Source organism: Bacillus sp. SJS (assembly GCF_000732485.2).
GTDB classification, from domain to species: Bacteria; Bacillota; Bacilli; order Bacillales; family Bacillaceae; genus Metabacillus_B; species Metabacillus_B sediminis.
This window is the reverse complement of the sequence record NZ_JAQV02000015.1, coordinates 1-23,306: the sequence shown is the minus strand read 5'-3', so window position 1 is coordinate 23,306 and position 23,306 is coordinate 1. Positions and strand designations below refer to the sequence as shown.

The 23,306-nt window shown below is 42.4% G+C and carries 21 protein-coding genes, 1 pseudogene and 1 riboswitch; of the genes and pseudogenes, 17 read left to right on the top strand and 5 right to left on the bottom strand.

The features are described from left to right. Window positions 1-42: 42 nt before the first annotated feature. Window positions 43-1,224, top strand: coding sequence for an MFS transporter (locus AS29_RS07205; RefSeq protein WP_035404482.1), 1,182 nt, complete (start codon window positions 43-45; stop codon window positions 1,222-1,224). 18 nt (window positions 1,225-1,242) lie between these two features. On the opposite strand, the gene AS29_RS07200 is transcribed toward AS29_RS07205, so the two are convergent. After that, window positions 1,243-1,962 (bottom strand): YebC/PmpR family DNA-binding transcriptional regulator, encoded by a 720-nt coding sequence (locus AS29_RS07200; protein ID WP_035404480.1) that lies wholly within the window; start codon window positions 1,960-1,962, stop codon window positions 1,243-1,245. 345 nt (window positions 1,963-2,307) lie between these two features. On the opposite strand from AS29_RS07200, the gene AS29_RS07195 reads away from it, so the two are divergent. Continuing rightward, on the top strand, window positions 2,308-3,288 hold the full coding sequence (locus AS29_RS07195) for a nuclease-related domain-containing protein (protein WP_035404477.1): 981 nt from the start codon (window positions 2,308-2,310) through the stop codon (window positions 3,286-3,288). Window positions 3,289-3,303: 15 nt separating this feature from the next. On the opposite strand, the gene AS29_RS07190 is transcribed toward AS29_RS07195, so the two are convergent. After that, window positions 3,304-4,128, bottom strand: coding sequence for an SDR family oxidoreductase (locus AS29_RS07190; protein ID WP_035404475.1), 825 nt, complete (start codon window positions 4,126-4,128; stop codon window positions 3,304-3,306). Window positions 4,129-4,443: 315 nt separating this feature from the next. On the opposite strand from AS29_RS07190, the gene AS29_RS07185 reads away from it, so the two are divergent. From AS29_RS07185 to AS29_RS07145, 9 genes are all read left to right on the top strand, one after another. After that, the gene (locus AS29_RS07185; RefSeq protein ID WP_035405010.1) at window positions 4,444-5,106 is read left to right on the top strand and encodes a type 1 glutamine amidotransferase; all 663 of its coding nucleotides are present in this window, start codon (window positions 4,444-4,446) and stop codon (window positions 5,104-5,106) included. A gap of 89 nt (window positions 5,107-5,195) precedes the next feature. Further along, a riboswitch (purine riboswitch) is annotated at window positions 5,196-5,300 on the top strand. 134 nt (window positions 5,301-5,434) lie between these two features. Further along, window positions 5,435-6,628, top strand: coding sequence for a nucleoside transporter C-terminal domain-containing protein (locus AS29_RS07180; RefSeq protein ID WP_035404472.1), 1,194 nt, complete (start codon window positions 5,435-5,437; stop codon window positions 6,626-6,628). Between the two features lie 109 nt (window positions 6,629-6,737). Beyond that, window positions 6,738-7,427, top strand: coding sequence for a YqjF family protein (locus tag AS29_RS07175; protein WP_051860496.1), 690 nt, complete (start codon window positions 6,738-6,740; stop codon window positions 7,425-7,427). Between the two features lie 188 nt (window positions 7,428-7,615). Beyond that, the gene (locus tag AS29_RS07170; protein ID WP_051860495.1) at window positions 7,616-8,632 is read left to right on the top strand and encodes a fatty acid desaturase; all 1,017 of its coding nucleotides are present in this window, start codon (window positions 7,616-7,618) and stop codon (window positions 8,630-8,632) included. An 87-nt stretch (window positions 8,633-8,719) separates the two neighbouring features. Continuing rightward, window positions 8,720-10,258 (top strand): spore germination protein, encoded by a 1,539-nt coding sequence (locus AS29_RS07165; protein WP_082883767.1) that lies wholly within the window; start codon window positions 8,720-8,722, stop codon window positions 10,256-10,258. Beyond that, window positions 10,251-11,348: a GerAB/ArcD/ProY family transporter gene (locus AS29_RS07160; protein ID WP_035404466.1), complete on the top strand. Its 1,098-nt coding sequence runs from the start codon at window positions 10,251-10,253 to the stop codon at window positions 11,346-11,348. Before AS29_RS07165 ends, AS29_RS07160 begins: the two co-directional genes overlap by 8 nt. Window position 11,349: 1 nt before the next feature. Continuing rightward, window positions 11,350-12,450 carry a Ger(x)C family spore germination protein gene (locus AS29_RS07155; RefSeq protein ID WP_035404463.1) on the top strand — a complete coding sequence of 367 codons (1,101 nt, stop codon included), beginning with the start codon at window positions 11,350-11,352 and terminating at the stop codon, window positions 12,448-12,450. 234 nt (window positions 12,451-12,684) lie between these two features. Next, window positions 12,685-13,881 carry a hypothetical protein gene (locus tag AS29_RS07150; RefSeq protein ID WP_035404460.1) on the top strand — a complete coding sequence of 399 codons (1,197 nt, stop codon included), beginning with the start codon at window positions 12,685-12,687 and terminating at the stop codon, window positions 13,879-13,881. A gap of 35 nt (window positions 13,882-13,916) precedes the next feature. Continuing rightward, window positions 13,917-15,623, top strand: coding sequence for a hypothetical protein (locus AS29_RS07145; RefSeq protein ID WP_035404457.1), 1,707 nt, complete (start codon window positions 13,917-13,919; stop codon window positions 15,621-15,623). Between the two features lie 174 nt (window positions 15,624-15,797). Here AS29_RS07145 and hxlB read toward each other — a convergent pair whose 3' ends face one another. Further along, window positions 15,798-16,355: a 6-phospho-3-hexuloisomerase gene (hxlB, locus tag AS29_RS07140; protein WP_035404454.1), complete on the bottom strand. Its 558-nt coding sequence runs from the start codon at window positions 16,353-16,355 to the stop codon at window positions 15,798-15,800. Between the two features lie 4 nt (window positions 16,356-16,359). Continuing rightward, on the bottom strand, window positions 16,360-16,992 hold the full coding sequence (hxlA, locus tag AS29_RS07135) for a 3-hexulose-6-phosphate synthase (protein ID WP_035404451.1): 633 nt from the start codon (window positions 16,990-16,992) through the stop codon (window positions 16,360-16,362). Window positions 16,993-17,160: 168 nt separating this feature from the next. Between hxlA and AS29_RS07130 the strand changes: the two genes are divergently transcribed. Next, on the top strand, window positions 17,161-17,523 hold the full coding sequence (locus AS29_RS07130; protein ID WP_035404448.1) for a winged helix-turn-helix transcriptional regulator: 363 nt from the start codon (window positions 17,161-17,163) through the stop codon (window positions 17,521-17,523). Between the two features lie 31 nt (window positions 17,524-17,554). Here AS29_RS07130 and AS29_RS07125 read toward each other — a convergent pair whose 3' ends face one another. Then, window positions 17,555-19,360 carry a DNA/RNA non-specific endonuclease gene (locus AS29_RS07125; RefSeq protein ID WP_035404445.1) on the bottom strand — a complete coding sequence of 602 codons (1,806 nt, stop codon included), beginning with the start codon at window positions 19,358-19,360 and terminating at the stop codon, window positions 17,555-17,557. Between the two features lie 146 nt (window positions 19,361-19,506). Here AS29_RS07125 and AS29_RS07120 point away from each other — a divergent pair. The 5 genes and pseudogenes from AS29_RS07120 to AS29_RS07100 all read left to right on the top strand — a co-directional run bounded on the left by AS29_RS07120 (window position 19,507) and on the right by AS29_RS07100 (window position 22,864). Next, window positions 19,507-20,298: pseudogene (locus tag AS29_RS07120) on the top strand (SDR family NAD(P)-dependent oxidoreductase). 16 nt (window positions 20,299-20,314) lie between these two features. After that, window positions 20,315-20,623 carry an iron-sulfur cluster biosynthesis family protein gene (locus AS29_RS07115; protein WP_035404442.1) on the top strand — a complete coding sequence of 103 codons (309 nt, stop codon included), beginning with the start codon at window positions 20,315-20,317 and terminating at the stop codon, window positions 20,621-20,623. Window positions 20,624-20,782: 159 nt separating this feature from the next. Next, window positions 20,783-21,478, top strand: a complete 696-nt coding sequence (locus tag AS29_RS07110) for a GntR family transcriptional regulator (protein ID WP_035404440.1) — start codon at window positions 20,783-20,785, stop codon at window positions 21,476-21,478. Further along, window positions 21,475-22,098 (top strand): sterol desaturase family protein, encoded by a 624-nt coding sequence (locus AS29_RS07105; RefSeq protein ID WP_035404437.1) that lies wholly within the window; start codon window positions 21,475-21,477, stop codon window positions 22,096-22,098. Before AS29_RS07110 ends, AS29_RS07105 begins: the two co-directional genes overlap by 4 nt. A 1-nt stretch (window position 22,099) precedes the next feature. Beyond that, a complete protein-coding gene (locus AS29_RS07100; RefSeq protein WP_035404433.1) occupies window positions 22,100-22,864 on the top strand; it encodes an SDR family oxidoreductase in 765 nt (254 codons plus the stop codon). Window positions 22,865-23,306 lie beyond the last annotated feature (442 nt).

The following is a 23,306-nucleotide window of genomic DNA, read 5'->3' as shown; positions in this document are numbered from 1 at the left end:
CCACCCTTTATCATCACCTTAGGAGATAAAGGAGGAGCCTCTATGCGATTAATTAAAAATAAAGTGTTTATGACGATACTTGCCACTGATTTTATTCAGCAGTTCGGAATCTGGGTCAGAAATATGGCAATCATGTTTTACATTATGGATGTAACGAGTGGAGATCCGCTCGCAATCTCCACCCTGAATTTTCTGGAATACGTACCCCTGATTATCTTTACGTTTATCGGAGGATTGATTGCTGATCGAACCAATCCGAAAAAAATTATGCTGTTTGGTGATTTTTTAAGTGTAATTTCCTTTGTTATATTAGGTATGCTCCTATCAAATGGCGTGGTGTGGAGCATATTTGCAGCTGTATTAGTTTCAGCGATTATTACTCAATTTTCTTATCCTGCTTCACAAAAATATTTTAAAGAGTATGTGGCAAAAGAGGACGTTGAGAGTGCCATAGGTATTTCTCAGCTGATGGGATCACTTTTTTATGTGTTGGGCCCGTTTTTAGGGAGTTATTTTTATTTTGAATTTGGTATTCATACCACTTTGTGGGTCCTCGCTGCGTTGTTTTTCCTATCATTTATGCTTATCCTCACCCTTCCAAGAACGGCGTTTCAAAAGATCGCAGAATTGCGTTTCAAGGATGAGCTGAAGGCCACTTTCCGCTATATTAAGCGAAAAGAGAGAATCAAGCAGCTCATGAAAATTTATATCCTTTTATCCTTTGCCATGGGAATTGCGATAAATCTTGATATCTTTATTGTGACTGAAAGACTCGGTTTGGGCGAGCGCTACTACCAGCTTTTTTCTGGTGTTGCCGGTGTCGGGGTCATAGCGGGGGGAGTATTATTTATTTTGTTTAAGCAGTATTTATCCAATACAAAAGTGCTCACAGCACTTATCTCCGTGCTTGCGGTAACCCTGTTTTTTGAAGGGTACTCAACGAACTTCGCTTTTACACTCGTTTTGCAGTTTATTGATAATGCGCTGCTGGGCATTTTAAGCGGTTATATTGCAGCACTAATGCTCAAAGAAACAAGACAGGAATACTTGGGGAAAGTAAATGGACTTAGTTCCACAATCATGTATTTGGGAATCACATTGGGAACCCTCTTTTCAGGCTTTGCCATGAAAACCGTGTCGCTCGTTTTTGCTTATGGAGTGGGGAGCGCAGCACTAATTGTTCTCGTTGTCATGCTGAGTATGAAAAAAAAGCAGGTCCTGTGAAAGGATCTGCTTTTTCTGTTATTCACCAAGGTCTACGTTATGATAAACCTGCTGAACGTCTTCTAAATCTTCAAGTGCATCAACCAATTTTTCAAATTGAGCCTGTGCATCTTCAGGAAGCTCTACGTCATTTTGTGCAAGCATGGACAGCTCGGCTACAGTAAATTCTGTAATGCCGGCGCCTTTGAATGCTTCCTGCATCGCATGGAACTGATCCGGCTCAGCATAAACGATGACCGACTCCTCTTCTTCCTGGATATCGCGTGCATCAACATCTGCTTCCATAAGAAGTTCAAGTACGTCATCGGAAGACTTCCCTTCAACTCCGATTACGGCTGTTGCGTCAAACATGTAAGCAACAGAACCGCTTACCCCCATGTTCCCGCCATTTTTCCCGAATGCTGCGCGAACCTCGGAAGCCGTTCGGTTTACGTTGTTTGTCAGTGCATCTACGATAACCATTGACCCGTTCGGTCCAAACCCTTCATAACGAAGAGTATCGTAGTTTTCCTCAGAACCGCCTTTTGCTTTCTCAATCGCACGGTCAATAATATGCTTCGGCACATTGTATGTTTTTGCCCGTTCAAGAACGAATTTCAAGGCTTGGTTCAATTCAGGATCCGGCTCGCCCTGTTTAGCCACTACATAGATTTCGCGTCCAAACTTCGCGTAAATCCGGCTCGTGTTTTTATCCTTAGCTGCCTTTTTTTCCTTAATATTATTCCACTTACGACCCATACTGCTCACTCTCTTTCGGTATTAAATCTAAAATATGATTTGGATTCATTACCTTTTATTATAACGTATTTGGGTGGGTGGTTACGAGTTTTTCTTGAGGGATAGGGGGAGGGGGAAACTAAGAGGTTGCGGGACTTGTCGGTTATTGTCGGAAAATCGATATATAGATAAAATCGTCGATAAATGAAAAATATCGTCGATATACTGAATTTATCGACGATATAAATTTTTTTTCGTAGATATGTCTAAAAAAACGTCGATATACGAAATTGAGCTAGAATATTGGCTAGAGGAATCTGATAAGCAGCGGCGAAAACAAACAATAAATCCAAAAGGAGGGACGTTATGATAGCTAAAGAAAGAAAAACCCCGCTTTCCATTCTGAAATTGCAAGCACTAATACGCAGATTACCCCCGAATCACGAAAAACTTCCTTTAATTAAGGAAGAACTCCTGAAAAGAAATGCAGGTTATAAAGGAGAACTTAATGCAGACTATCATCTAAGCACAATAAAGGATGGGATAACTTATCAGTTTAATGATCTTCGCCTGATAGATCAATCTGTCTCTTTTCAAATGGACACTCTACTATTAACAGCAAGTTTTGCGGCAATCTTGGAAGTGAAAAATATTGCTGGAACGCTGCATTTTGACCCTGTTTTTAATCAATTTATCCGAACGAAGGATGGTCAGGAAACTGCATATGCGGATCCAATTCTTCAAACTGAGAGGCTTGAACATTATTTTAAAAGATGGACTGCAAAGCATAGAATTAAACCGCTCCCTACTTATTCTTTTGTTGTGATCAGCAGTCCAAAGACCATTATTCAAACTGAAACCAGGTTTCAGAATATGCTTAATAAGAAGGTTATTCATGCAGAGAAACTTCCTTCAGTGATACAGAGCATCCGAAAAATGAACCACGAAAAAATTCTGACAGAAAAAGATCTTAAAAAAACAGTAAAACTTTTTCTTAAATCCCACAATGAAGCAGATTATCCAGTCATTCAAAAATTTTCAGTTGAGAAAGATGAAATCATAAAGGGAGTCATCTGTGTTCAATGCGAAAATATAATGGAGAGAATTCACGGCGGATGGAAGTGCAAGGAATGCAAGTCTTCTTCTAAGTCTGCTCATATTCAAGCATTAAACGATTATAGACTGCTGATCAATACTTCTATTACTAATAAAGAGATTCGAGAGTATCTTCGAATTCCTTCCCAAGCGGCAGCTACTCGTCTCCTCCATTCCCTCAACCTAAAATCCACCGGCCAAAACAAAGGCAGAGTTTACGAACTCTCTCTCAATGAAAAAAGCACCCCATAAAGAGGTGCTATCCAATCATTTCGTACCTTTTTTCCATTTCTCGTCCTCTATCAGCATTTTTCCCGGCCATGTATAAGCCATAATTCCGCCGTCCGCGGTAATGTCTTCGCCTGTTACATAGGAGCTGTCGTCGGATGCAAGGAATAGAGCGACGGTTGCCATTTCTTCCGGACGCCCGAGTCTGCCCATTGGGGTAATCCATTTGTTGGCTTCTCTGAATTTCTCGCCCATATCTTCGTCTTTGCCGCCTACAAGGGTGTCAATTAGCGGCGTTTCAATTGTTCCAGGAGAGAGGGAGTTGACCCGGATTCCATCGCGGGCATAATCAATAGCCATTGCCCGTGTAAAGTTTGTGATTCCGCCTTTTGCAGCATTGTATCCAGAGCGGTCAAGGTCAGCTGCTCTGCCTGACATTGAGGAGGTATTAATAATCGATCCTCCGTTATCAAGCATGAGCGGGATTAAGTATTTGCTCGCAAGGAACGTTCCGCGCAAATCGACGGCTATAATTTTATCGAAAAGCTCAACCGGGTATTCGTGAACTTTGCCGCCTTGCTGATCAACGCCTGCGTTATTGAATAAAATATCGATCGTTCCGTAGGATTCCTTTATTTTTTCGGCAAAATCATCAACGCTATCCTCGCTGGAAACATCGAGATAAGCCGCTTCAGCCTGTCCGCCATTTTCTTTGATTTTTTCCACGGTTTTCTTCATTTCAGCTTCATTGATATCTGCACAGATCACTTTAGCGCCTTCTCTGGCAAAAACTAGAGCGGTCGCCTGTCCGATTCCTGTTGCAGCACCGGTAATGACGGCTGTCTTGTTTTCTAATCTTCCCATTTTCAAAACCCTCCTAAAATATTCTCTGTCTGCTAGATTCCCTGTATGTGAAGGAGTAAACATACGGATGTGTCGGAGGAGAAGCAAAAGAATATTAGAATTCCGAAGGCTAAAAATCCCGATCAGTATAGGACGTATACCAAAATAGCATTGACGAAAAACCCTAAATCCATGTACATTCAAATCAAAGTTTCCTGGGTTCCGCGCACTTTTAGCCGGGTTGGTCCGAGAGGAGACGCACGATGCGAGTACACGGAGATAAAAGCACGGAAGGATCTATACCGTGCAATTTTGCTGAAAAAGGAGAGGTTCAAGTTGATCGTTCATTATTTACAGCATGTTCCCTATGAGGGTTTGGGATATATACAGGATTGGGCAGATGAAAGAGGGTTCCATCTGACGAAGACAGCTTTATATAAGGATGATATCCATTTCCCTGAACTGAGTGAGTTTGATCTCCTTATTGTTCTAGGCGGTCCGATGAATATTGATCAAACTGATGAATATCCTTGGCTGAAGCAAGAGAAAGAGTTTATCTCCAGGGCCATACATTCAGGCAAAAAGGTGCTGGGAATTTGTATGGGATCTCAGTTAACTGCGACTGCTTTGGGCGCGATAGTAAGCAAAAACGCGTTTGAAGAGGTAGGCTGGCATGAGGTGAAAATGAGAGAGACTCGAATTCCTGGTCTGCCGGCCAGTTTCAAAGCGATGCAATGGCATGGGGATACATTTGATCTCCCGGAAGACTGCATTTGGCTGGCAGAGAGCGAAGCTTGTTCCAACCAGGCGTTTCTTTACGATGACCGTGTCATCGGTCTCCAGTTTCATCTGGAGTTTACAGAAGAAATTGTTTTTAAAGTTGCCAAGAGTGAAACTCCTTCAAAGGGACAGTATGTTCAAAGCTTGGAAGAAATTGCAGAAGGCAGACATTATTTTCAGCAATCAAAAAGATTAGTTAGCTGCTTTTTAGATTACTAAAATCAGTAATAGGAAACTATCGAAAAATTTCAACTTCTCGGAGACAGGTTGCTAAATACCTATACCTGTTTTAGAATAAGCTATACTCAATTAACCTAATTTTATATCCTTGTATAATATCAGTTAAGATTCGGTCTGATAGTTTCTACCTGGCAGCCGCAAAATGCCGGACTACAAGGAAGTATGATCATATAAGAGAAACAGGGGCATGCCGTTTACAATGGGCAATCCCTGTCTGCAGGCTCTAATTTTCATGCTTTCGGTCCATTTGGCTGAGGGTGAAAATTAGGGTTTTTTTATTGGGTCAATACATCTGGGAGTTGAGATCATGTATTTTTTAATTAACCTGCTGGGCATTTTCGTTGTGATCGCTCTTGTCTTTGCCTGTTCTCCTCAAAAGAGAGAGGTAAAATGGAAGTCGATTGGAATTTTGCTCGCGGCTGAACTGCTTATAACCTGGTTCATGCTTGGTACAGAAATAGGCGGTAAGGCAATCAGCACGTTTGCTTCATTTTTCACTTGGCTGATTGCATGCGCAAATGAAGGGATTTCGTTCGTCTTTCCTTCCGTCATGGCCAATGACACGGTAGATTTCTTTTTTAGTGCACTTCTTCCTATCATTGTAATTGTCACCTTTTTTGATATATTATCTTATTTTGGTATCTTGACTTGGATTATTGATAAAGTAGGGTGGGTAATCTCGAAAATTTCCGGGTTGCCGAAGCTTGAAAGTTTTTTTTCCATTCAAATGATGTTTCTTGGAAACACAGAAGCACTTGCGGTTATCCGTCAGCAGCTGGTCGTTCTAAAAGAAAACCGGCTTCTAACTTTTGGAATCATGAGTATGAGCAGCATAAGCGGATCGATCATCGGAGCCTATTTAACGATGGTTCCGGCTGAGTATGTGTTCAGTGCGATTCCGCTGAACTGCCTGAATGCACTCCTTCTTGCAAGTATTTTGAATCCTGCAGTTGTCCCTAAAGAGGAAGACATTGTATACGTTCCGCCAAAGAGCGAAAAGAAGGATTTCTTTTCGACCATTTCCAACAGTATGATGGTTGGAATGAACATGGTGATTGTTATCCTCGCGATGGTAATTGGATATGTAGCCCTAACGGCTGTCTTGAATGGTTTTCTTGGATTTTTCGTAGACGGTCTGACCATTCAAAAAATCTTCTCCATCATTTTCAGTCCTTTTGCGTTCCTTCTTGGTTTGTCAGCAAAGGATACGATGTATGTGGCTCAGCTTATGGGAATTAAGATGGCGACAAATGAATTTGTGGCTATGCTTGATTTGAAAAACAATCTGAATACGCTAAGCCCGCATACGGTTGCCGTTGCGACGACGTTCCTGACCTCCTTTGCAAACTTCAGTACTGTAGGAATGATTTACGGCACATTCAGCTCCGTTTTAGGAGAGGAAAAATCCTCGATGATCGGGAAAAATGTCTGGAAGCTGCTTGTCAGCGGGTTGGCAGTTTCCCTGTTGAGTGCGATGATTGTAGGCTTATACGTCTGGTGAAATAAAATCCGTCTCCTAATCAGGGAGGCGGATTTTTTTGAATGGCTGATACTCTATCTGGCTAAATTATTTTAAGAGGCACATATACATAATGGAGAGGGGGGATTTGGTGAAATGGATCATGAAGCAAACGTGGCGGAATCTGCTGTTTGTGCATTGGCCGGTTGACCCTGCATGGCTGCAGGAAAGGCTTCCTCATTCATTAACAGCAGATGTATTTGAAGGCCAGGCTTGGATAGGACTCGTGCCGTTTGAAATGGATGACATCAGATTCAGGGGATTCCCCTCTATCCCTCGCCTGTCTAACCTGTTAGAGCTCAACATACGGACGTATGTAACCTGCAGCAGCAAGCGGGGTGTATATTTCTTCAGCCTTGACGCGAGCAGCGCGATTGGAGTTGAGGTGGCAAGGTCGTTCTTTCATCTGCCATATTACCGTGCAAAAATGATGGCGGAGAAGGAAGGAGAACGGACGCAATTCACCTCGGAAAGACTTCATAAGGGAGCTCCTTCTGCAAAACTTCATATAGAATATGGACCTGCTTCATCTGAGGTGATCATGAAGCCATCCGCACTCGATCTTTGGCTGACGGAACGATATTGCCTCTTTACCGAAAAAAGAGGTCATCTATTCCGGGGAGATCTTGATCATGAGCCTTGGAAGCTTCAATTAGGAACGTGCATTATTCACACAGACACCATCACTGTTCCCTTCAGAAGAGATGAGAGCGAATCCTTACATATTTTATATGCCGAAGAGCTGAAAACTCAATTCTTTCCATTTGTTAAACTGTTCTAATTTTTCAGGTGCTGAACTCAGTCACAGCAGTCATTTGAAGAATGTTTCCGATATTTTAACTCTTTATAAAATTAAAGCATCTAGTTTTATGGAGCCAAACATAGTAAGATGGGAGTAGTTCATGAAGATAAAAATAACAGCTGTTTAGCTGAAAATAGATCACGTACCTAACCCTCGAGGAGGAAGATATGTCTAAACAAAAACAAGTAATGCTCAAAAAAGACATGGCCCCATTTGAAAAATCCAGTGTGAAATCAAGCGTAAGACAGCTTATTAATACATTTCCGCCATTTTTTCTCCTTTGGTTTGCAGCCTATCAATGTTTGTCCGTTTCCTATTGGCTGTCCCTTGCTCTCGCGATTGCAGCTTCAGGTTTTGTCATTCGAATCTTTATCATTTTCCATGACTGCTGCCATCAATCGTTTATGAAGACCCGCAAAGGCAATGACATTCTTGGGATTATCAGCGGTGTCCTCACGTTATTCCCTTATGAAAAATGGAAGAGAGCCCATTCCATTCACCATGCGACAAGCAGTAACTTAACAAAAAGAGGAACAGGCGATATTTGGGTATTAACGGTTGATGAATATGTTTCTTCGTCTTTTTGGAGAAAAATTGGTTATCAGCTATACCGCAATCCGCTTGTGATGTTCGGACTTGGCCCAATCTATCTTTTCCTTATTTCGAACCGCTTTAACCGTAAAGGAGCAAGGAAAAAAGAACGCCTCAATACGTACTTGATTAACTTTTTGATTGCCGGATCTTATGCGCTCATGTGCTGGTGGATTGGCTGGCAGGCGTTCCTGCTTATCCAGGTTCCGATTGTCTTTGTATCTGGTGCTCTTGGAATTTGGCTGTTTTATGTACAGCATCAATTTGAAGATTCCTATTATGAGAATGAAGAAGAATGGGATTATGTCAAAGCGGCTGTAGACGGCAGCTCTTATTACAAGCTCCCGAAGGTTCTTCAATGGGTAACAGGCAACATCGGCTTTCACCACGTTCACCATTTGAGCCCTAAGGTGCCAAACTACAACCTGGAAAAAGCGCATCAATCCACTCCGCCGCTCCACAAGGCGACAACGATTACGCTGCTTTCCAGCTTTAAATCCCTCCGTTTTCATCTGTGGGATCAGAAAAATAGAACGTTCGTCCGTTTTAAGGATATAAAACATCTTCTCCGTAAACCGAATTCAGAAATGTAATAGCCCTGAAAAACCTGCAGACCTGCTCTGCAGGTTTTTTGCTGTTTACGGGTTTCCCAGGCTGTATATTTTCAGACAGAATCGAAAATGCTAAAAATAATCGAGGTGAAGCGGATGAGCTCAAGCTCTCATATCAATCATGATCCATCGGCTAGAACAGGCAGCGGGAACGGGCCGCTCTCTTCAGGAAGCCCGGACGAAACGATTTCATACATAAAGAATTCGTTCTTCCAGGCGGATGATCTGAAAATAAAGAGGTTTATTTTCAATGAAAAAAATACATTTATTCTCTATATTGATTCCATAGCAGACCGCGAGATCATTCAGACGAATGTTTTAAAACCTCTCTTGAATAAGCAAAAAGGAAAAATTGAAGACATTGTGACCATTACCGTCATGCATAGGACCTTGGAGCTTGATAGCGCTATTGAATCCATGGTGGAAGGACATTGTCTTTTATTTATAGAGGGAGAAACAGAGCTCTTTTTATTAAATGTATACAAAAAAGAGATGGATACCGGCCAGGAACCGAATAATGAGAAAGTAATCAGAGGATCACACCAAAGCTTTTCTGAAAATGTATTAAAAAACATTCATTTTATCCGCGAAAGAATTAAAAGTCCTTCCTTAACTGTTCAGTTTCGTTCAGTAGGAAGGACGGGCCATTCGAAAATGGCAATTGTCTATGTAGGGAAAATTGTGAATCCATCCCTCGTTAAAGAAGTGGAAAGAAGGCTCAGCTACCTTCAGGTAGATTCTGTTCAATCACCGGGTTATTTTGAGGAATTTCTCGAGGACTACCCATTTTCTCCGTTTCCTCAGTTTTTAAGCACGGAAAGGCCTGACCGGGCAGCGTCGAATTTAATGGATGGAAGGATCGCAATTTTGATGGAAGGAAGTCCGACTGTACTGATTCTGCCTGCCCACTTCTTTACATTTTTTCAGTCATCGGAGGATTATAACCAGCGGACGCTAATTGGATCCTTTTACAGAATTGTACGAATGGTCTCTTTTTTAATTGCATTGGGGCTGCCCGCCTTCTATATCGCCCTCGTTTCCTTTAACTATGAGGTAATCCCGGTGGAAATTGTTTTCTCCATTAAAAGCTCACTGGAATATGTTCCATTCCAGCCGGTTCTTGAAGCCATGATTATGCAGCTTACTCTTGAATTGCTTAGAGAAGCAGCGATTCGCCTTCCAAATGCCATTTCCCAGACCATTGGCGTCGTCGGAGGTTTAGTGATCGGAACGGCAGTAGTGGAAGCTCATTTTGTTTCCAACACCATGATTATTGTAGTCGCCATTACTGCCATCTCTTCCTTTGTCATTCCTTCCAATGAGATGAGCAATACAATCAGGATTTTAGGCTTTCCGATTATGCTGATGTCGGCCCTTTTTGGTTTCTTCGGAATTGTGATTTCTTTTATGCTTATATTGATTCATCTTGTGAAATTAAAGCCCTTTGGCTGTCCCTATTTTTATCCTCTGGCACCTTTTGACTTTAAGTTTTTTAAAGACACGGTCTTCCGTGTTCCAATCTGGATGATGAATGAAAGGCCGCGTGATACGAAGCCGGTTTATTCATGGAAGGAATCAAAGTCAAGAGGGTGGAGAAAAAATGAATAAAAATCTATCTCCTTTTCAGCTCTACTTCTTCATCATTCAAACCCAAATTGGGGTGGGGATTCTTGGACTTCCTTATGAGGTTCAAAGTGAAGCGAAAGGGGATGCGTGGATTTCCATTGTGGTAACAGGCATCCTCATTCAGATGGTCATCACGCTATATTGGCTATTGGCAAAAAGGAACCCGGAAAAAAATCTGTTCCAATACTCAGTCAGCATGCTAGGGGGAATTGCGGGGAGATTCATCAATGGACTGTACGTTTTGTACGGAATTACAGTCATGGTTGTCATTCTTGTTTTTGCAGTGGGAATCATTAAGGACTGGGTGCTGGATGAAACGCCAAGGTGGATTATCGTAGCAATGCTTTGCCTTGTAGGAGTATACCTTGGAAAAGAAGAGGCTGAAGTTATTGCGAAGTTTCATGTAATTGTATCGGGATTGATTATTCTGCTATTAGTGATTACGGTCATTGCTCTTTTTTCCTATCCATTAGATTTCAGGTATCTGCTGCCCCTGTCGCAATCGGGCTGGAAAGAAATTTCAATGGGAATCACCAAAGCTTATTTTTCAATGATCGGGTTTGAAGTCCTTTTAATTTTATATCCTCTTGTCAAGACAAAAACGGCAGGAGCCATTTTAAAATCCGCCACATGGGCAAATTTTACAGTCACTGGAGTTTACACGTATTTAACAGTCGTCTGCCAAATTGTTTTTAGTCCGGACGAGATGGATATCATTCCGCAGCCGCTTCTTTATTTGGTAAAGGCCCTTTATATTCAGGTCGTGGAAAGGTTTGATTTGCTTTTCGCATCCATCTGGATTGTCAATGTTTCCACCTCTTATGTAAGTTACTTATTCCTATCAACAGAAGGGTTGAAAACGGTTCTTATGAAACTGAAAAGGCCGTATCTTGCTTATGGTCTTTGCGCCGCAACATTTTTCATTGCTTTGTTTTTAAAGGATGAAAAACAGATGCATATAGTGAACGATATTTTGCTTAAATGTAGTGTGATTCCTATTGTGATCATTCCTTCTCTTCTATTGATCATTAGGTTGTTTTTTTACAAAAAGAAAACCAAAGGGAGTATGTGAGATGAAGAAAATCATGCTCGCGGTATTGGCTGGTTTGCAAATCTTTATATCTGGATGCTGGGATCAGCGCCTGCTCAAGGATAGCAGACTTGTTTTTGGGACGGGAATTGATCTGGTTGAGGATGAACAATTATACGTGACGGCCACGATTAGAGACTTCATTGGCGGAATTCCGAATAATTCGATTGTCCATACAAAAGCTCATACATTAAGGGAATCCAGGATGATCATGGACAGGAAAGTATCCGGCCAATTTGATCCTTCAAAAAACAGAATTTTTCTCCTTGGTGAAAATCTTGCAAAAAGTGATATCTATTCATATCTGGATGTGCTGTACAGAGACTCCAATAGTTCGGTTTCTTCCAAGGTGGCTGTAGCAAAAGGGGATGCAAGTGAGATTTTGGATATGGGAATGGTTGGGAATGTGCTCATTTCCGAGTATTTGATTGAAGTCATTGAAAGCCAGGAAAAATCGACGGTTAGCCCTATTCATAGCCTGCAGACGATCTGTACCCTGATGTTTGATGAAGGAAAAGACTTTGGTCTTCCTTTGGTAAAAAAAGAGTTAAATGAAGTAACCGTAGATGGCATAGCTCTTTTTCATGATAAAGTTCTGTCTGGATATCTTTCTGTTGATGAATCAACGCTATTGCTTTTATTAATGGGGGCAAAGGCTAAATCTGCAAGATATGTTAACCGTATTCATGATGGAGAGAAGCCTGAAAAAAATAACTATATCACCTATTCATTCCTAAAAGTGAAGTCCGGAATGAACGTAATCCATGCAACTCCCGGAAATATAAAGGCTGAAGTAAAAATGAAGGCTGAAATTGATGTGGCAGAATACCCGCAGGATTCTTTGACAAATGAAAAATTAGTTAAAGCAATAAATAAGAAAATCTCAGAGCAGCTGACAGCCGAAGCTAAATCCGTCATCAGCAAAATCCAGGAAGCCAACAGTGATATGTTTGGAATCGGGAGAGAATTAATGGCTTACTATCCTCACGTATGGAAGAATCTTGACTGGGAAAAAGAATATCCATCCATAGAAATCCTTCCAAAAGTTGAAGTTACAGTGACAGAGCATGGGGTCATCAATTAAAAAATTTTGGCTCTGTCAGAGAGGGTTGTGTTAAAGATAAATGTAAATAGAGCTGCCCTTAACCTCCCAAACTATTTGTCAAAACAACCATGTTTAAGAAAATAGCCAAATTTTTTTGAGTAAATGACAAAATAGTGATCCAAACCTAAATCTTTTCCGTTAGCTTATCGAATACACAAAATTAATCGTTACTGCATGAAAAATGACTTTTCAAGGAGGAGGTGAAAACATAAGGTGCATAAGCAAGTAATTCAGGCTGCATTAGTCTTAGGAATCTTAACGGTTCCTGCATTCGCTTCCGCTGAAGGCTTGCTGAGCTCAACTGTGAAAAATACCACTGGAATTGTGGAATCTGTCACGAATGAAGTCATTGGTGTTTCAACAGAAAAAGAAGATTCTGCTATGGAAGAAAAGCAGGCTGCTCCGATTAAAAAGGAAAGCAGCACCCAAAACGCATTAAGTAAAACGGTTTCTTCTGTAACAGAGTCTCTATCTACTACAACGGACAAGGTGACAGATTCCCTATCCGACGGCAAGCCTTTAGTGGATTTAAATCTATCAAAAGATCCTTCTTTAAAAGTGAACGCTGGAGCAGTAAACGCAGATCTTTCCAGAAAGCCAAGCGTCAAGGTTGAAACGGGAATCGCTAATGCAGACTTATCAGAAAAACCTTCTGTCAAAGTGAACACCGGCATAGTCAAAGCAGATGTATCGGAAGAACCAAGCATTAAAATCGATACAAACGTGATTCAAGCCGATGTATCCAAAGAGCCAAGTATCAAAATCGATACAAAGATTGTTCAGGCTGAAGGAAACAAAGACAGCGTCTCAGTAAATACTGGCAGCACTCCAGCCAAATCAGACATCCCGGTAAAAGAGGAGCAGCCTAAAAGTGAAGCAGATCCAAAACCTGCTGTAACTCCTGTAAAGGATCAAGCTCCAGCTGAACTGAAAGAAAAGGATACGAAAGAAACAATAGAAAAAGAAACATCCAATTCCTTGCAGGCTGCCGATAAACCGGAAGCAAGCAAGAAACCTGCAGCAGCCGTTCAAGCGCCAGTAAAAAAGGTAATCAGCCAAACTGAGCCAGAACGTGCAAAAATCACGGCTAAGCCTTCCGAAACAAGCCCTGCAAAAATAGTAAAGGGTACGGAAGATCCGGCAAACGGCCCGCCTGAAATGGTGAAAGAAAAACTAACCGCCATTACAGTAAGCCAAAGTGCTCCGTCATCCTCTACAACAACGATGACAGGAAGCAGCGCAGCCAGTTCAGGATTGGCAGCGATCGGACTGCTGAATCCGATGCAGGGGGAATTTATTTTCGCGGATCCAATCCATAACAGCCAGAGTAAGAACTACTATGACCAATGGTTAAATGCTCCGCCGGCACAGCCGCCCCAATCTTCTCTTCTTTTAACTAAAAGCATATAAACAAAAAACTTTTATTAAAAGGAGAGAATTTTATTATGAAAAACGTACTCAGAACATTAACCGTTACAGGTGCTCTTGCAGCAAGTCTATTTGTTGGAGGCCAAACAAGCTACGCAGCGGAAAAGGATTCTTTGCTGGACTTGGATAGAATCAATATCTTGGAAAGCGGAGAAAATCAAAGCTTGCTCGAAAACATCAATATCCTGGATCGCAGTGACGATCAGCGTGTAAAAGCAGATACGGTTACAGATGGAAACATTAAATCCGATGTGAAAGAAACAGAAGATACGAAGACAACTGTTTCAGAAGCAAAGGGGACAGCGGGAGCCGCCGCAGCCGTTGAAGGCGAAGACACATCTGCCGCAGCGAAAGCAGAAGGCAGCGGAAAAGTCTCCAATGAAACCATCGTGAATGAAGAAAACGACTCATATTCTTCTAAAACTGATGCCGATGCAAAAGGTGAAGCAGGAGCCGTAATTAAAGGCGAAGATACATCAGCTGCAGCCAAAGCGGAAGGCAATGCTGGAGTTTCCAATGAAACCGTAGTCGAAGATGATAAGTATTCTTCTAAAACCGATGCCAAAGCATCTGGTGAAACTGGAGCGGTGATTGAAGGCGAAGACACTTCTGCTGCAGTCAATGCAAAGGGTGACGCTGGAATCTCCAATGAAACCGTAGTCGAAGATGATAAGTATTCTTCTAAAACAGATGCCAAAGCATCCGGTGAAACTGGAGCAATGATTGAAGGCGAGGATACATCTGCTGCAGTGAATGCAAAGGGTGACGCTGGAATCTCCAATAAAACCGTAGTAGAAGAAGATAACTACTCTTCTAAAACAGATGCCAAAGCATCCGGTGAAACTGGAGCAATGATTGAAGGCGAAGACACTTCTGCCGCAGTGAATGCGAAAGGTGACGCTGGAGTTTCCAATGAAACCGTAGTAGAAGAAGATAACTACTCTTCTAAAACTGATGCCAAAGCATCCGGTGAAACTGGAGCAATGATTGAAGGCGAGGATACATCTGCTGCAGTGAATGCAAAGGGTGACGCTGGAATCTCTAACGAAACCGTTGTTGACGAAGAAAATGACACATACTCTTCTAAAACTGAAGGGAATCTTGCTGGTGAAACAGGTGCTGTTCTTGAAGGTGAAGACGCTTCTGCCGCTGTAAAAGCGAAAGGAAACGCTGGAATCACTAATGAAACAGTGGTTGATGAAGAAAATGATTCTTATTCTTCAAAAACAGAAGGCAGCCTTGGAACTGGTGTAGGAACTGTTTTGGAAGGTGAAGACAGCTCTGCCGCTGCAAACGCTGATACGAACACAAAAATCTGGAATGTTTTCGAAACAAACGATGATTCTTCGAAAGCTGCAATTGGAACAGATTCTGCTACAAACTTTGGACTTGGTTTGCAAGGGGAAGATAATGAGTCTGTTATGATTAATGGAATGTCTGATATCCTTACTGGACTATGGGTACAATCAAATGAAGAAAATGATTCGTATGAAGCTGGACTAAACTCCAAAACAAACAATCAGCTTGGTTTAAACCTTACAGATGGTGAAGAATCTATGCTTGGTGCGAACGTTGGACTTATGACAGATCTTCAAGCGATGTTCTCTGACAGTGAAGAAGGAGACGATAGCGAAAGCAGCTTCAACAGCGGCTTGAACCTTGGTCTTAACCTTATGCTGAATGGAGTAACTGACTCCGAAGATGGTCTTGATTTAGGACTATAAGATTTATCCTTTTAAAAGGAAAGGCCTGACGAGGTCTTTCCTCTTTTTTTGTAAGGAAGTACATGAGTGCCGGACATCGCGACTAAAACAAGACGTTACCTGACCTCCTTCCCCCCGTACAACAAATCACCGCAAAAAAATGGAGAGGTCATAAAACCTCTCCATTCCAAACATTTATTCCAAATTCGCATGCTTTCCATACATCGTTTTCGAATCGAGTCCTTTTTTCTCCATGAACTTCAGGATTACGGCATCGAAAAAAAGAAGCAGGGTTTGTTCAAAAAGTGAACCCATCGGCTGGATCGTTTCTTTCCGTTCTCCGGATTGATCCTTTGGTGCTCCAGGCAGTTTTACGGTGAAATCCGCTATTTTGCCAAGAGTGGACTCGGGTGAAATAGTGACACAGGCTATGCTGCCTCCGATCGAATGCGCTTTTTCAGCCATGGAAACAAGACTTTTGGTTTCTCCTGATCCGGATGCGATGATGATAAGATCGTTCTCTTCAAATTGGGGAGTAGTCGTTTCGCCAACGGCGTAAGCGTCGAGCCCCATGTGCATCATTCTCATGACGAAGGATTTGGCCATTAACCCGGAGCGGCCGGCGCCTGCAACAAAAATCTTGTTCGATGCCAAGATTTTATCGACAAGCTCAGCGGATTCCTGCTCGTTCAGTGCATCTGCTGCAGCATTCAATTCATTGAGAATGGTGCGGAAGAATTCAGCGGTCTGCATGGGATTACCCTTGCTTTATCAGTTTTTGCATTTTAGCGGCTGTTGCTTTTTTATCATCTTGACCAGTGATGCCGCCTCCAACAATGACTAAATCCGGGCTGGCTTTGATTACTTCTGGCAATGTATCCATTTTAATTCCGCCGGCTACTGCTGTTTTTGCATTTTTGACGACACGTTTAATGGCTTTAAGATCTTCAAAGGAGTTTTGGCCAACTGCTTGAAGGTCATATCCAGTATGAACGCAAATGTAATCTACGCCGATTGCGTCCAGTTCTTTTGCACGTGTTTCAATGTCTTTAACAGCAATCATGTCTACAAGAATTTTTTTGTTTTGTTTTTTTGCTTCTTCTACAGCGCCTTTTATAGACATATCTTCAGCTGCTCCAAGAATGGTAATGATGTCTGCACCAGCTTCAGAAGCCTTCATCACTTCGTATCCGGCTGCATCCATAATTTTCAGGTCAGCTAAAACCTTCAAATTAGGAAATGCTGCTTTCATTTCTTTTACTGCCTTAAGTCCTTCATTTATTACAACGGGCGTGCCGATCTCGACGATATCGATGTGTTCCTCTACTTCTTTAACCAATTCAATGGCCTCTGGAATGTTCACGAGGTCTAATGCGAGCTGCAATTCCATCTATAATCACTCCTGTATATTAGTGTGAGGCAATCCTTTTTACTGTTCCCTAAAAAACTGCCTGAAATAAGCATACTCTCAAATTTATTATTTTGTAAGTACTGACTTAAAACTCACATAGTGTTAAAAAGTATACCATGAGTTATAATAAGACTTGAGGTGATTTAAATGACACGAACGAAAGATAAATTTTTTAATTGTGAAAAAGAATTAACCCTTTCCGTTATCGGCGGAAAGTGGAAAATGCTGATTCTTTGGCATCTTGGAAAAGAAGGGACAAAGCGTTTTGGAGAACTTAAATCGCTCATGCCTGGAATTACACAGCGTATGCTTGTAAACCAGCTTCGGGAGCTTGAAGAGGACGGGATTGTGCACAGGGAAGTATATCCTGTAGTTCCGCCAAAAGTAGAATATTCCCTCACAATTCAGGGAGAGAGTCTGATGCCCATTCTTGAAGCTATGTATGACTGGGGTAAAAATTATATGAGTGAGTTAGAAGAGAATCCGCTTGAAAAAACGGCTCAAAAATAAAAAGACTTGCCGCGTCGGCAAGCCTTTTTGATTAGATTTCAATATCTTCCGGTCCTTCAATGACCCGTCCGACAGCCGATTCAAGCTTTTCAATCGAATCGCTCTTTTTAAGATCTTTAAACTGAAGGCCTGTTAAAGACTCGATTTTTGATAAAGGAACCTGATACGTTTTATATTCTCCGTATGCAAATTCCAGATCATCAATTAAATTCTTTTGTGACTGAAGGTAGGCGGTAGCGGAGAGGGTGTCGTCTTCTTTTACCATGACCGCCACTTTCCAAAACTCAGCCGGAATTTGAATATCGCGATAGACAAGATCATCATCTCTGAAGACCGGCCCAGTAAAAATGGTGGCTTTAAACTGATGGTTTTCGGCATTGTCCAGGATGTAATTTTCAAGCTCAAGCCACGTTTTTTGGTTCAAATTTTTATGCTGAGGGGAGCAGTTTGTAAAATGGAACGTATCATCATTTGCTTTTTTTGCATCTGATCCCCATACCGGATCTCTTCTTCTAACCAGATGGCCGCGATCCAAGTCGTTACGGCTGTATAATTCCTCACCTGCTTGATACTTTTCATCAATACGGGGATCGTAATACCAGGAGTCTTTATCCCGTTCGATCTCCTTCAGCTGTTTTCCATCTATATTGACAACCGTATAGTAAGCAATTCTTCTCTTTTTACTCATAACAAGGGAAAAATGTGTGTAATCAAGCACGTTCCCTCCGGCTTTCACTGGGGCGGCATCCGCTTCCTGATCCTTTGAGAGCTTAGGCAGTGAAACCGCGTGTTTGGTGCCAAGGAATTTGCTGTCATATCCAGTTGCTTTTTCATATCGGGAAGGCTTTAATTTTTCCACTTTCACCGGTTTAGGATTCGCTTGCTCGGCTTTTATATCTCCAAGGATTTCAGATAGCAGCTCCTTTTGGTGCTCTTTAAGAGATGCTTTTTGCTCTGAAAGAAATTTAACGATGCTGCTGATTCGAATTCCTTCATTTGCTGTATATTCCTCCGGATTTTCAGGATCGGGTACGCCGGCATGGTGAAGAGCCACTATGACCCATTCATCGTTTAAAACGGGTGACCCGGAAGAACCTTCTTGTGTATCAGTAGAATAATGAATGTAATCATCGAAAACATCCGTTATTTTATTATCGCGAATAGCTAAGGATTTAGGTGCGCCTGACGGATGCTGAATAATTGAAACATATTCTCCAACAAGCCCTTTTCCAGACTGGGCATGCAGCGGAAGAAAGCCAAAATCACTTAATGGAGAGCCATCGGCTGAAATTTCTTCAACAGCTGTCAGTGTAAAATCCATTTCTTCATTCGTAATGAACAATCTTTCAGGAGTAATCCGAAAGCTTTTAATCTGCTTTTCTCTTAAATTTAGATCCAATTCATAGTTGAATTGAGCCAAACTGTTTAAAGCAGCATCTTCGTCAACCAAGACGTGGTGATTTGTAAGCAGAAGGGAAGGTGAAACAAGAAAACCTGTGCCATGTCCAAGCACTCTGCCGATCCGGTCTCTCACTTCAATTCTGCACACAGATTTTGAAGCTTGAATTCCGGATTCCAAATAAGAAATCGGAAACAGGTTGTTTTCACCAACAATTCGTTCAAGTGCTAAGCCATCTCGAGGATTGACAAGTGCTTGCCGGTAAGCGGCTCTTTCAGGCGTATCGACTTCAAGAGGATTCTTTGTCTCCAGCTTTTTTGCCAGTTTTTCACGTTCATTGGAACGATGCTCATACCTTTTCATCGCCTGCTGTTCCTGTTGGGCTGAAGATGCTTGGTTCCACTGCTTCTGCGGCTCTTTCACACGAATGATTGTCATGATTCCCTCCTGAACTTTTTTATCCGCCTTTATGGCGGACAATTCCATTATAGAAGGGTTTTTCCATAAGCTCAAACATTGGCACTGAAAGTTAAGGGTATGATAACCTAATGAATATTTGAATAAGGTGAAAGCAGGTGGAAGGTTTGGATTTAAATCTAAAAGGTAAATTAGCTGTTGTAACAGGATCAACAGGGGGTATAGGTAAAGAAACAGCAAAAAGCTTTCTTCAGGAAGGTGCCACAGTCATTGTTAATGGAAGAACAGAAGAAAAAGTACAAAAAGTTGTGGACGAGCTATCCGCATTTGGAACGGTGCATGGAATTGCAGCGGATCTTTCAAATCTTGAAGGAAGCAATGATTTCATTTCAAAAGTGAATGAAATCGGACCAGTTGATATATTGGTCAACAATCTTGCCTTTTTCGAAGTGAAATCATTTGAAGAGGTGACAGATGAAGAATGGGAAGATTACTTCCAAACCAACATTATGAGTGCCGTAAGACTCTAACGCAAATTTTTGCCGGATATGCTGAAACGAAACAGCGGACGCCTTCTTAACCTTGCAAGTGAAGCCGGAGTCAAGCCTTTGCCGCAGATGATTCCTTATTCGGTAACCAAAACTGCCCTCATTTCTCTTTCAAGAGGATTGGCAGAATTGACAAAGGGAACAAACGTTACAGTAAACTCAGTCCTGCCGGGGCCAACCTGGACTGAGGGTGTCGAGAACTTCATGAAAGGCGCAGCCGAATCGGAAGGAAAAGATCTCGAGAAGTTCACGAAAGATTATTTTAAAGAAAATGAGCCAACTTCATTGATTCAGCGTTTTGCAACTGTTGAAGAAGTGGCCAGTACCATTTTGTTTTTAGCTTCGGATAAGGCTTCTGCCATTAATGGCTCTGCCCAGAGGGTCGAGGGAGGCATTATTCGTTCTTTATAATAAGGAGGAATTCACAATGATTAAGCTAACCGAACAAGCAAAACAGAAGCTGAATGAGGCGCCGGAGGGCACAGTCTTTGCCATCCCTTTTGATCCCGGAAGCTGCGATATCGTAAACAATGTTTATGAAATCAAGGGAATGAAGGACCGCGATCTGGAAGGCCGCGAAAAGAAAATTTCAGCCGAAGGATACGATTTTATCGTTGACAAGGATTTCGAAGAAGGCTTTGATCATGAGCTGGAGATTGACTTCTCCAACAACCACTTTGTCCTCCGCAATAAAAATCAGATTTTTAACAGCCGGGTGAGATTAACAGTCGAATAGTAAGGGGGAAGCGGACCGCAATGGGTTCGCTTTTTTTATGGAGATTTCCGGAAGATGGTAAGGAATAAAGCATAAAAGTCCCTATTGGATGTTGACAATTTCTGAATTTTAGAATAATTTGGTCTTACCAGCATATATTTTGGTCATACCAAAAAGGAGATGGGGAATGTGGAAAGGGCATCAGATTTTGTTGAAAAAGAACTCGTTCAATCCATTCTGGCGCACAAACTTTTGCCGCACACCTCTTTAAAGCCTGAGAGAGAGCTTGCTTCAATCTATGGGGTTGGCAGACCGGCTGTCAGGGAAGCGATCCAAAGAATGGAGCGTGATGGGTGGGTTACTTTGAGAAAAGGAATGCCGCCGACTGTCAATGATATTTGGCAGCATGGGAATCTGATGACAATTGCCAGCCTGCTCAAATCCTATGAGAATATTCCGCGGGAATGGATTAGCTATATGCTGGAGCTGAGGATCTCACTCACCCCTGCCTATATTCGGGATGCCGTTGAAACGAATCGGGCAGAGGCCGCTGCTCTCTTAATCAAAGCCGATACTCTTAAGCATGCCGCTGAAGATTTTGCGGAATTTGACTGGGAGCTTCAACGGGGAATGGCGAGATTGTCCTCTAATCCAATATATTTGCTCATTATTAATAGTTTTACAGATTGTTATATAGCGATGGCTGTGCAGTATTTTGATGAGGAGAATCATCGAATTGCTTCGAGGAAGTATTATACGGATTTGCTGGAGGCTGTTCTCGCCGGGAGTTCAAGGGAAGCGGAAGCAATCGCAAGGAAGATGATGCAGGATAGTCTGGTGTTATGGGAAGCTAAAAATGAGGAGCTGAAAAAATGAAAAGTAAAGGATTGTATCGTGATTTTTTCCTTCATTTTGATATTTTAGTAATGGGACTGATATTTATTGTCCTTGGTGCTGCTGTTCTAATTATGAATCCTTCCTGGCTGAATTTCGTTTTTTTCTGTACTGGATTAATCGTTTTTATTTTCAGCGAGTATTTAACACACCGCTTTCTTTTTCATCTTAAACCGCCAAAAAATCGTTTGTTTCTCCAGTTTTTAAAGCGTTTACATTACGATCATCACAAATATCCGAATGACTTAAAACTGTTATTTCTGCCGGTCTGGTACAGTCTTCCGAATTTTATTGTTTTGGCGGCCATTTTTTATCTTTTCACAGCGAATGTAATAAGTACAGCCGCTTTCGGCATGGGGCTGATTCTCATGCTGCTCACCTATGAGTGGAAGCACTATGTCGCCCACCGGCCGATCAAACCGCTTTTCGGATTCGGAAAATGGATGAAAAAAACCCATCAGCTTCACCATTTTAAAAATGAAAACTACTGGTATGGCGTCTCCAATCCAATCGGAGATGTTCTGTTTGGAACATTAAAGGATGAAAAAAAGGTAGAAATGAGTCAAACAGCGAAAGATTTAGAGGGAAAAGGTGGATTGTGATATGAATAAAATCGCGCTTATTACGGGGGCCTCCCGTTTAAATGGTATTGGAGCCGCTTTATGCAGAGAGCTGGCGGCGGCAGGACACGACATTTTCTTTACAGCATGGTCTCCATTTGATCAGGCTGTGTACGAGAAAAATCATGTAAATGAACCCGGGTTATTGCTGGACGAACTGCGCACAATCGGAGTCCAAGCGGAAATGATGGACGCTGATTTATCTGACCCTGCGGTACCTGAAATGATTTTTAGTGAAGTAATAAGGAGATTCGGTACAGAACCTGACATCCTCATTAATAATGCCGCATTCAGCATGAATAAAGACATTTTGGAGATGACCGCCCTGGACATGGACCGTCATTATCACGTCAATGTCAGAGGAACCGCCCTCATGTGCGGAGCCTTCGCCCGCCATTTTTCTAAGGCGAGCGGAGGCCGCATCGTCAACATGACGTCCGGCCAATCACGCGGTCCCATGCCGGGTGAAATTCCATATGCCGCAAGCAAGGGAGCCATCGACGCTCTGACTGTATCCATTTCAGCTGAACTCGCACCAATGGGCATCACCGTAAACGCCGTCAACCCAGGACCCACCGACAGCGGCTGGATGAACCGCGAAGTAAAAGAGCAGCTGGCGCCGATGTTTCCCTTCGGCCGAATCGGACAGCCTGCAGACGCCGCGCGGCTCATCCGATTTTTAGTTAGTGAGGAAGCAGCCTGGATCACGGGGCAGGTGCTGCACTCGGAAGGCGGGTTTCGGAGGTAGTGGGATGGATGGGGGGGACCGCTGAGGTTGGGGGGAGGCGGTCTGGTCTTCATTCAGCTTCGCCGATATCGGGAGGGCTGTGTCCGAAAAAAGGAGGTCAGAGTCTGATATCCAGAAGTGAGTGACCGATATAATAGCGTGAATGTCCGATAACCGATTCAATGTCCGATATAAGGCTGGTTGTGTCCGATAAAAGGTAGCGAGGGTCCGATATCCTGAAGTGAGTGATCGATAAAAGAAGGGGAATGTCCGATAACTCATTCAATGTCCGATATAAGGTTGGCTGTGTCCGATAAAAGGTAGCGAGGGTCCGATATCCTGAAGTGAGTGATCGATAAAGGAGCGTGAATGTCCGATAACTGGTTCAATGTCCGATATAAGGCTGGCTGTGTCCGATAAAAGGTAGCGAGGGTCCGATATCCTGAAATGAGTGACCGATAAA

Coding starts and splice junctions, on each gene's coding strand:
- AS29_RS07205 (WP_035404482.1), top strand. CDS start 43: ATGCGATTAATTAAAAATAAAGTGTTTATGACGATACTTGCCACTGAT.
- AS29_RS07200 (WP_035404480.1), bottom strand. CDS start 1,962: ATGGGTCGTAAGTGGAATAATATTAAGGAAAAAAAGGCAGCTAAGGAT.
- AS29_RS07195 (WP_035404477.1), top strand. CDS start 2,308: ATGATAGCTAAAGAAAGAAAAACCCCGCTTTCCATTCTGAAATTGCAA.
- AS29_RS07190 (WP_035404475.1), bottom strand. CDS start 4,128: ATGGGAAGATTAGAAAACAAGACAGCCGTCATTACCGGTGCTGCAACA.
- AS29_RS07180 (WP_035404472.1), top strand. CDS start 5,435: ATGTATTTTTTAATTAACCTGCTGGGCATTTTCGTTGTGATCGCTCTT.
- AS29_RS07170 (WP_051860495.1), top strand. CDS start 7,616: ATGTCTAAACAAAAACAAGTAATGCTCAAAAAAGACATGGCCCCATTT.
- AS29_RS07165 (WP_082883767.1), top strand. CDS start 8,720: ATGCTAAAAATAATCGAGGTGAAGCGGATGAGCTCAAGCTCTCATATC.
- AS29_RS07160 (WP_035404466.1), top strand. CDS start 10,251: ATGAATAAAAATCTATCTCCTTTTCAGCTCTACTTCTTCATCATTCAA.
- AS29_RS07155 (WP_035404463.1), top strand. CDS start 11,350: ATGAAGAAAATCATGCTCGCGGTATTGGCTGGTTTGCAAATCTTTATA.
- AS29_RS07145 (WP_035404457.1), top strand. CDS start 13,917: ATGAAAAACGTACTCAGAACATTAACCGTTACAGGTGCTCTTGCAGCA.
- hxlB (WP_035404454.1), bottom strand. CDS start 16,355: ATGCAGACCGCTGAATTCTTCCGCACCATTCTCAATGAATTGAATGCT.
- hxlA (WP_035404451.1), bottom strand. CDS start 16,992: ATGGAATTGCAGCTCGCATTAGACCTCGTGAACATTCCAGAGGCCATT.
- AS29_RS07130 (WP_035404448.1), top strand. CDS start 17,161: ATGACACGAACGAAAGATAAATTTTTTAATTGTGAAAAAGAATTAACC.
- AS29_RS07125 (WP_035404445.1), bottom strand. CDS start 19,360: ATGACAATCATTCGTGTGAAAGAGCCGCAGAAGCAGTGGAACCAAGCA.
- AS29_RS07115 (WP_035404442.1), top strand. CDS start 20,315: ATGATTAAGCTAACCGAACAAGCAAAACAGAAGCTGAATGAGGCGCCG.
- AS29_RS07110 (WP_035404440.1), top strand. CDS start 20,783: ATGGGGAATGTGGAAAGGGCATCAGATTTTGTTGAAAAAGAACTCGTT.
- AS29_RS07105 (WP_035404437.1), top strand. CDS start 21,475: ATGAAAAGTAAAGGATTGTATCGTGATTTTTTCCTTCATTTTGATATT.
- AS29_RS07100 (WP_035404433.1), top strand. CDS start 22,100: ATGAATAAAATCGCGCTTATTACGGGGGCCTCCCGTTTAAATGGTATT.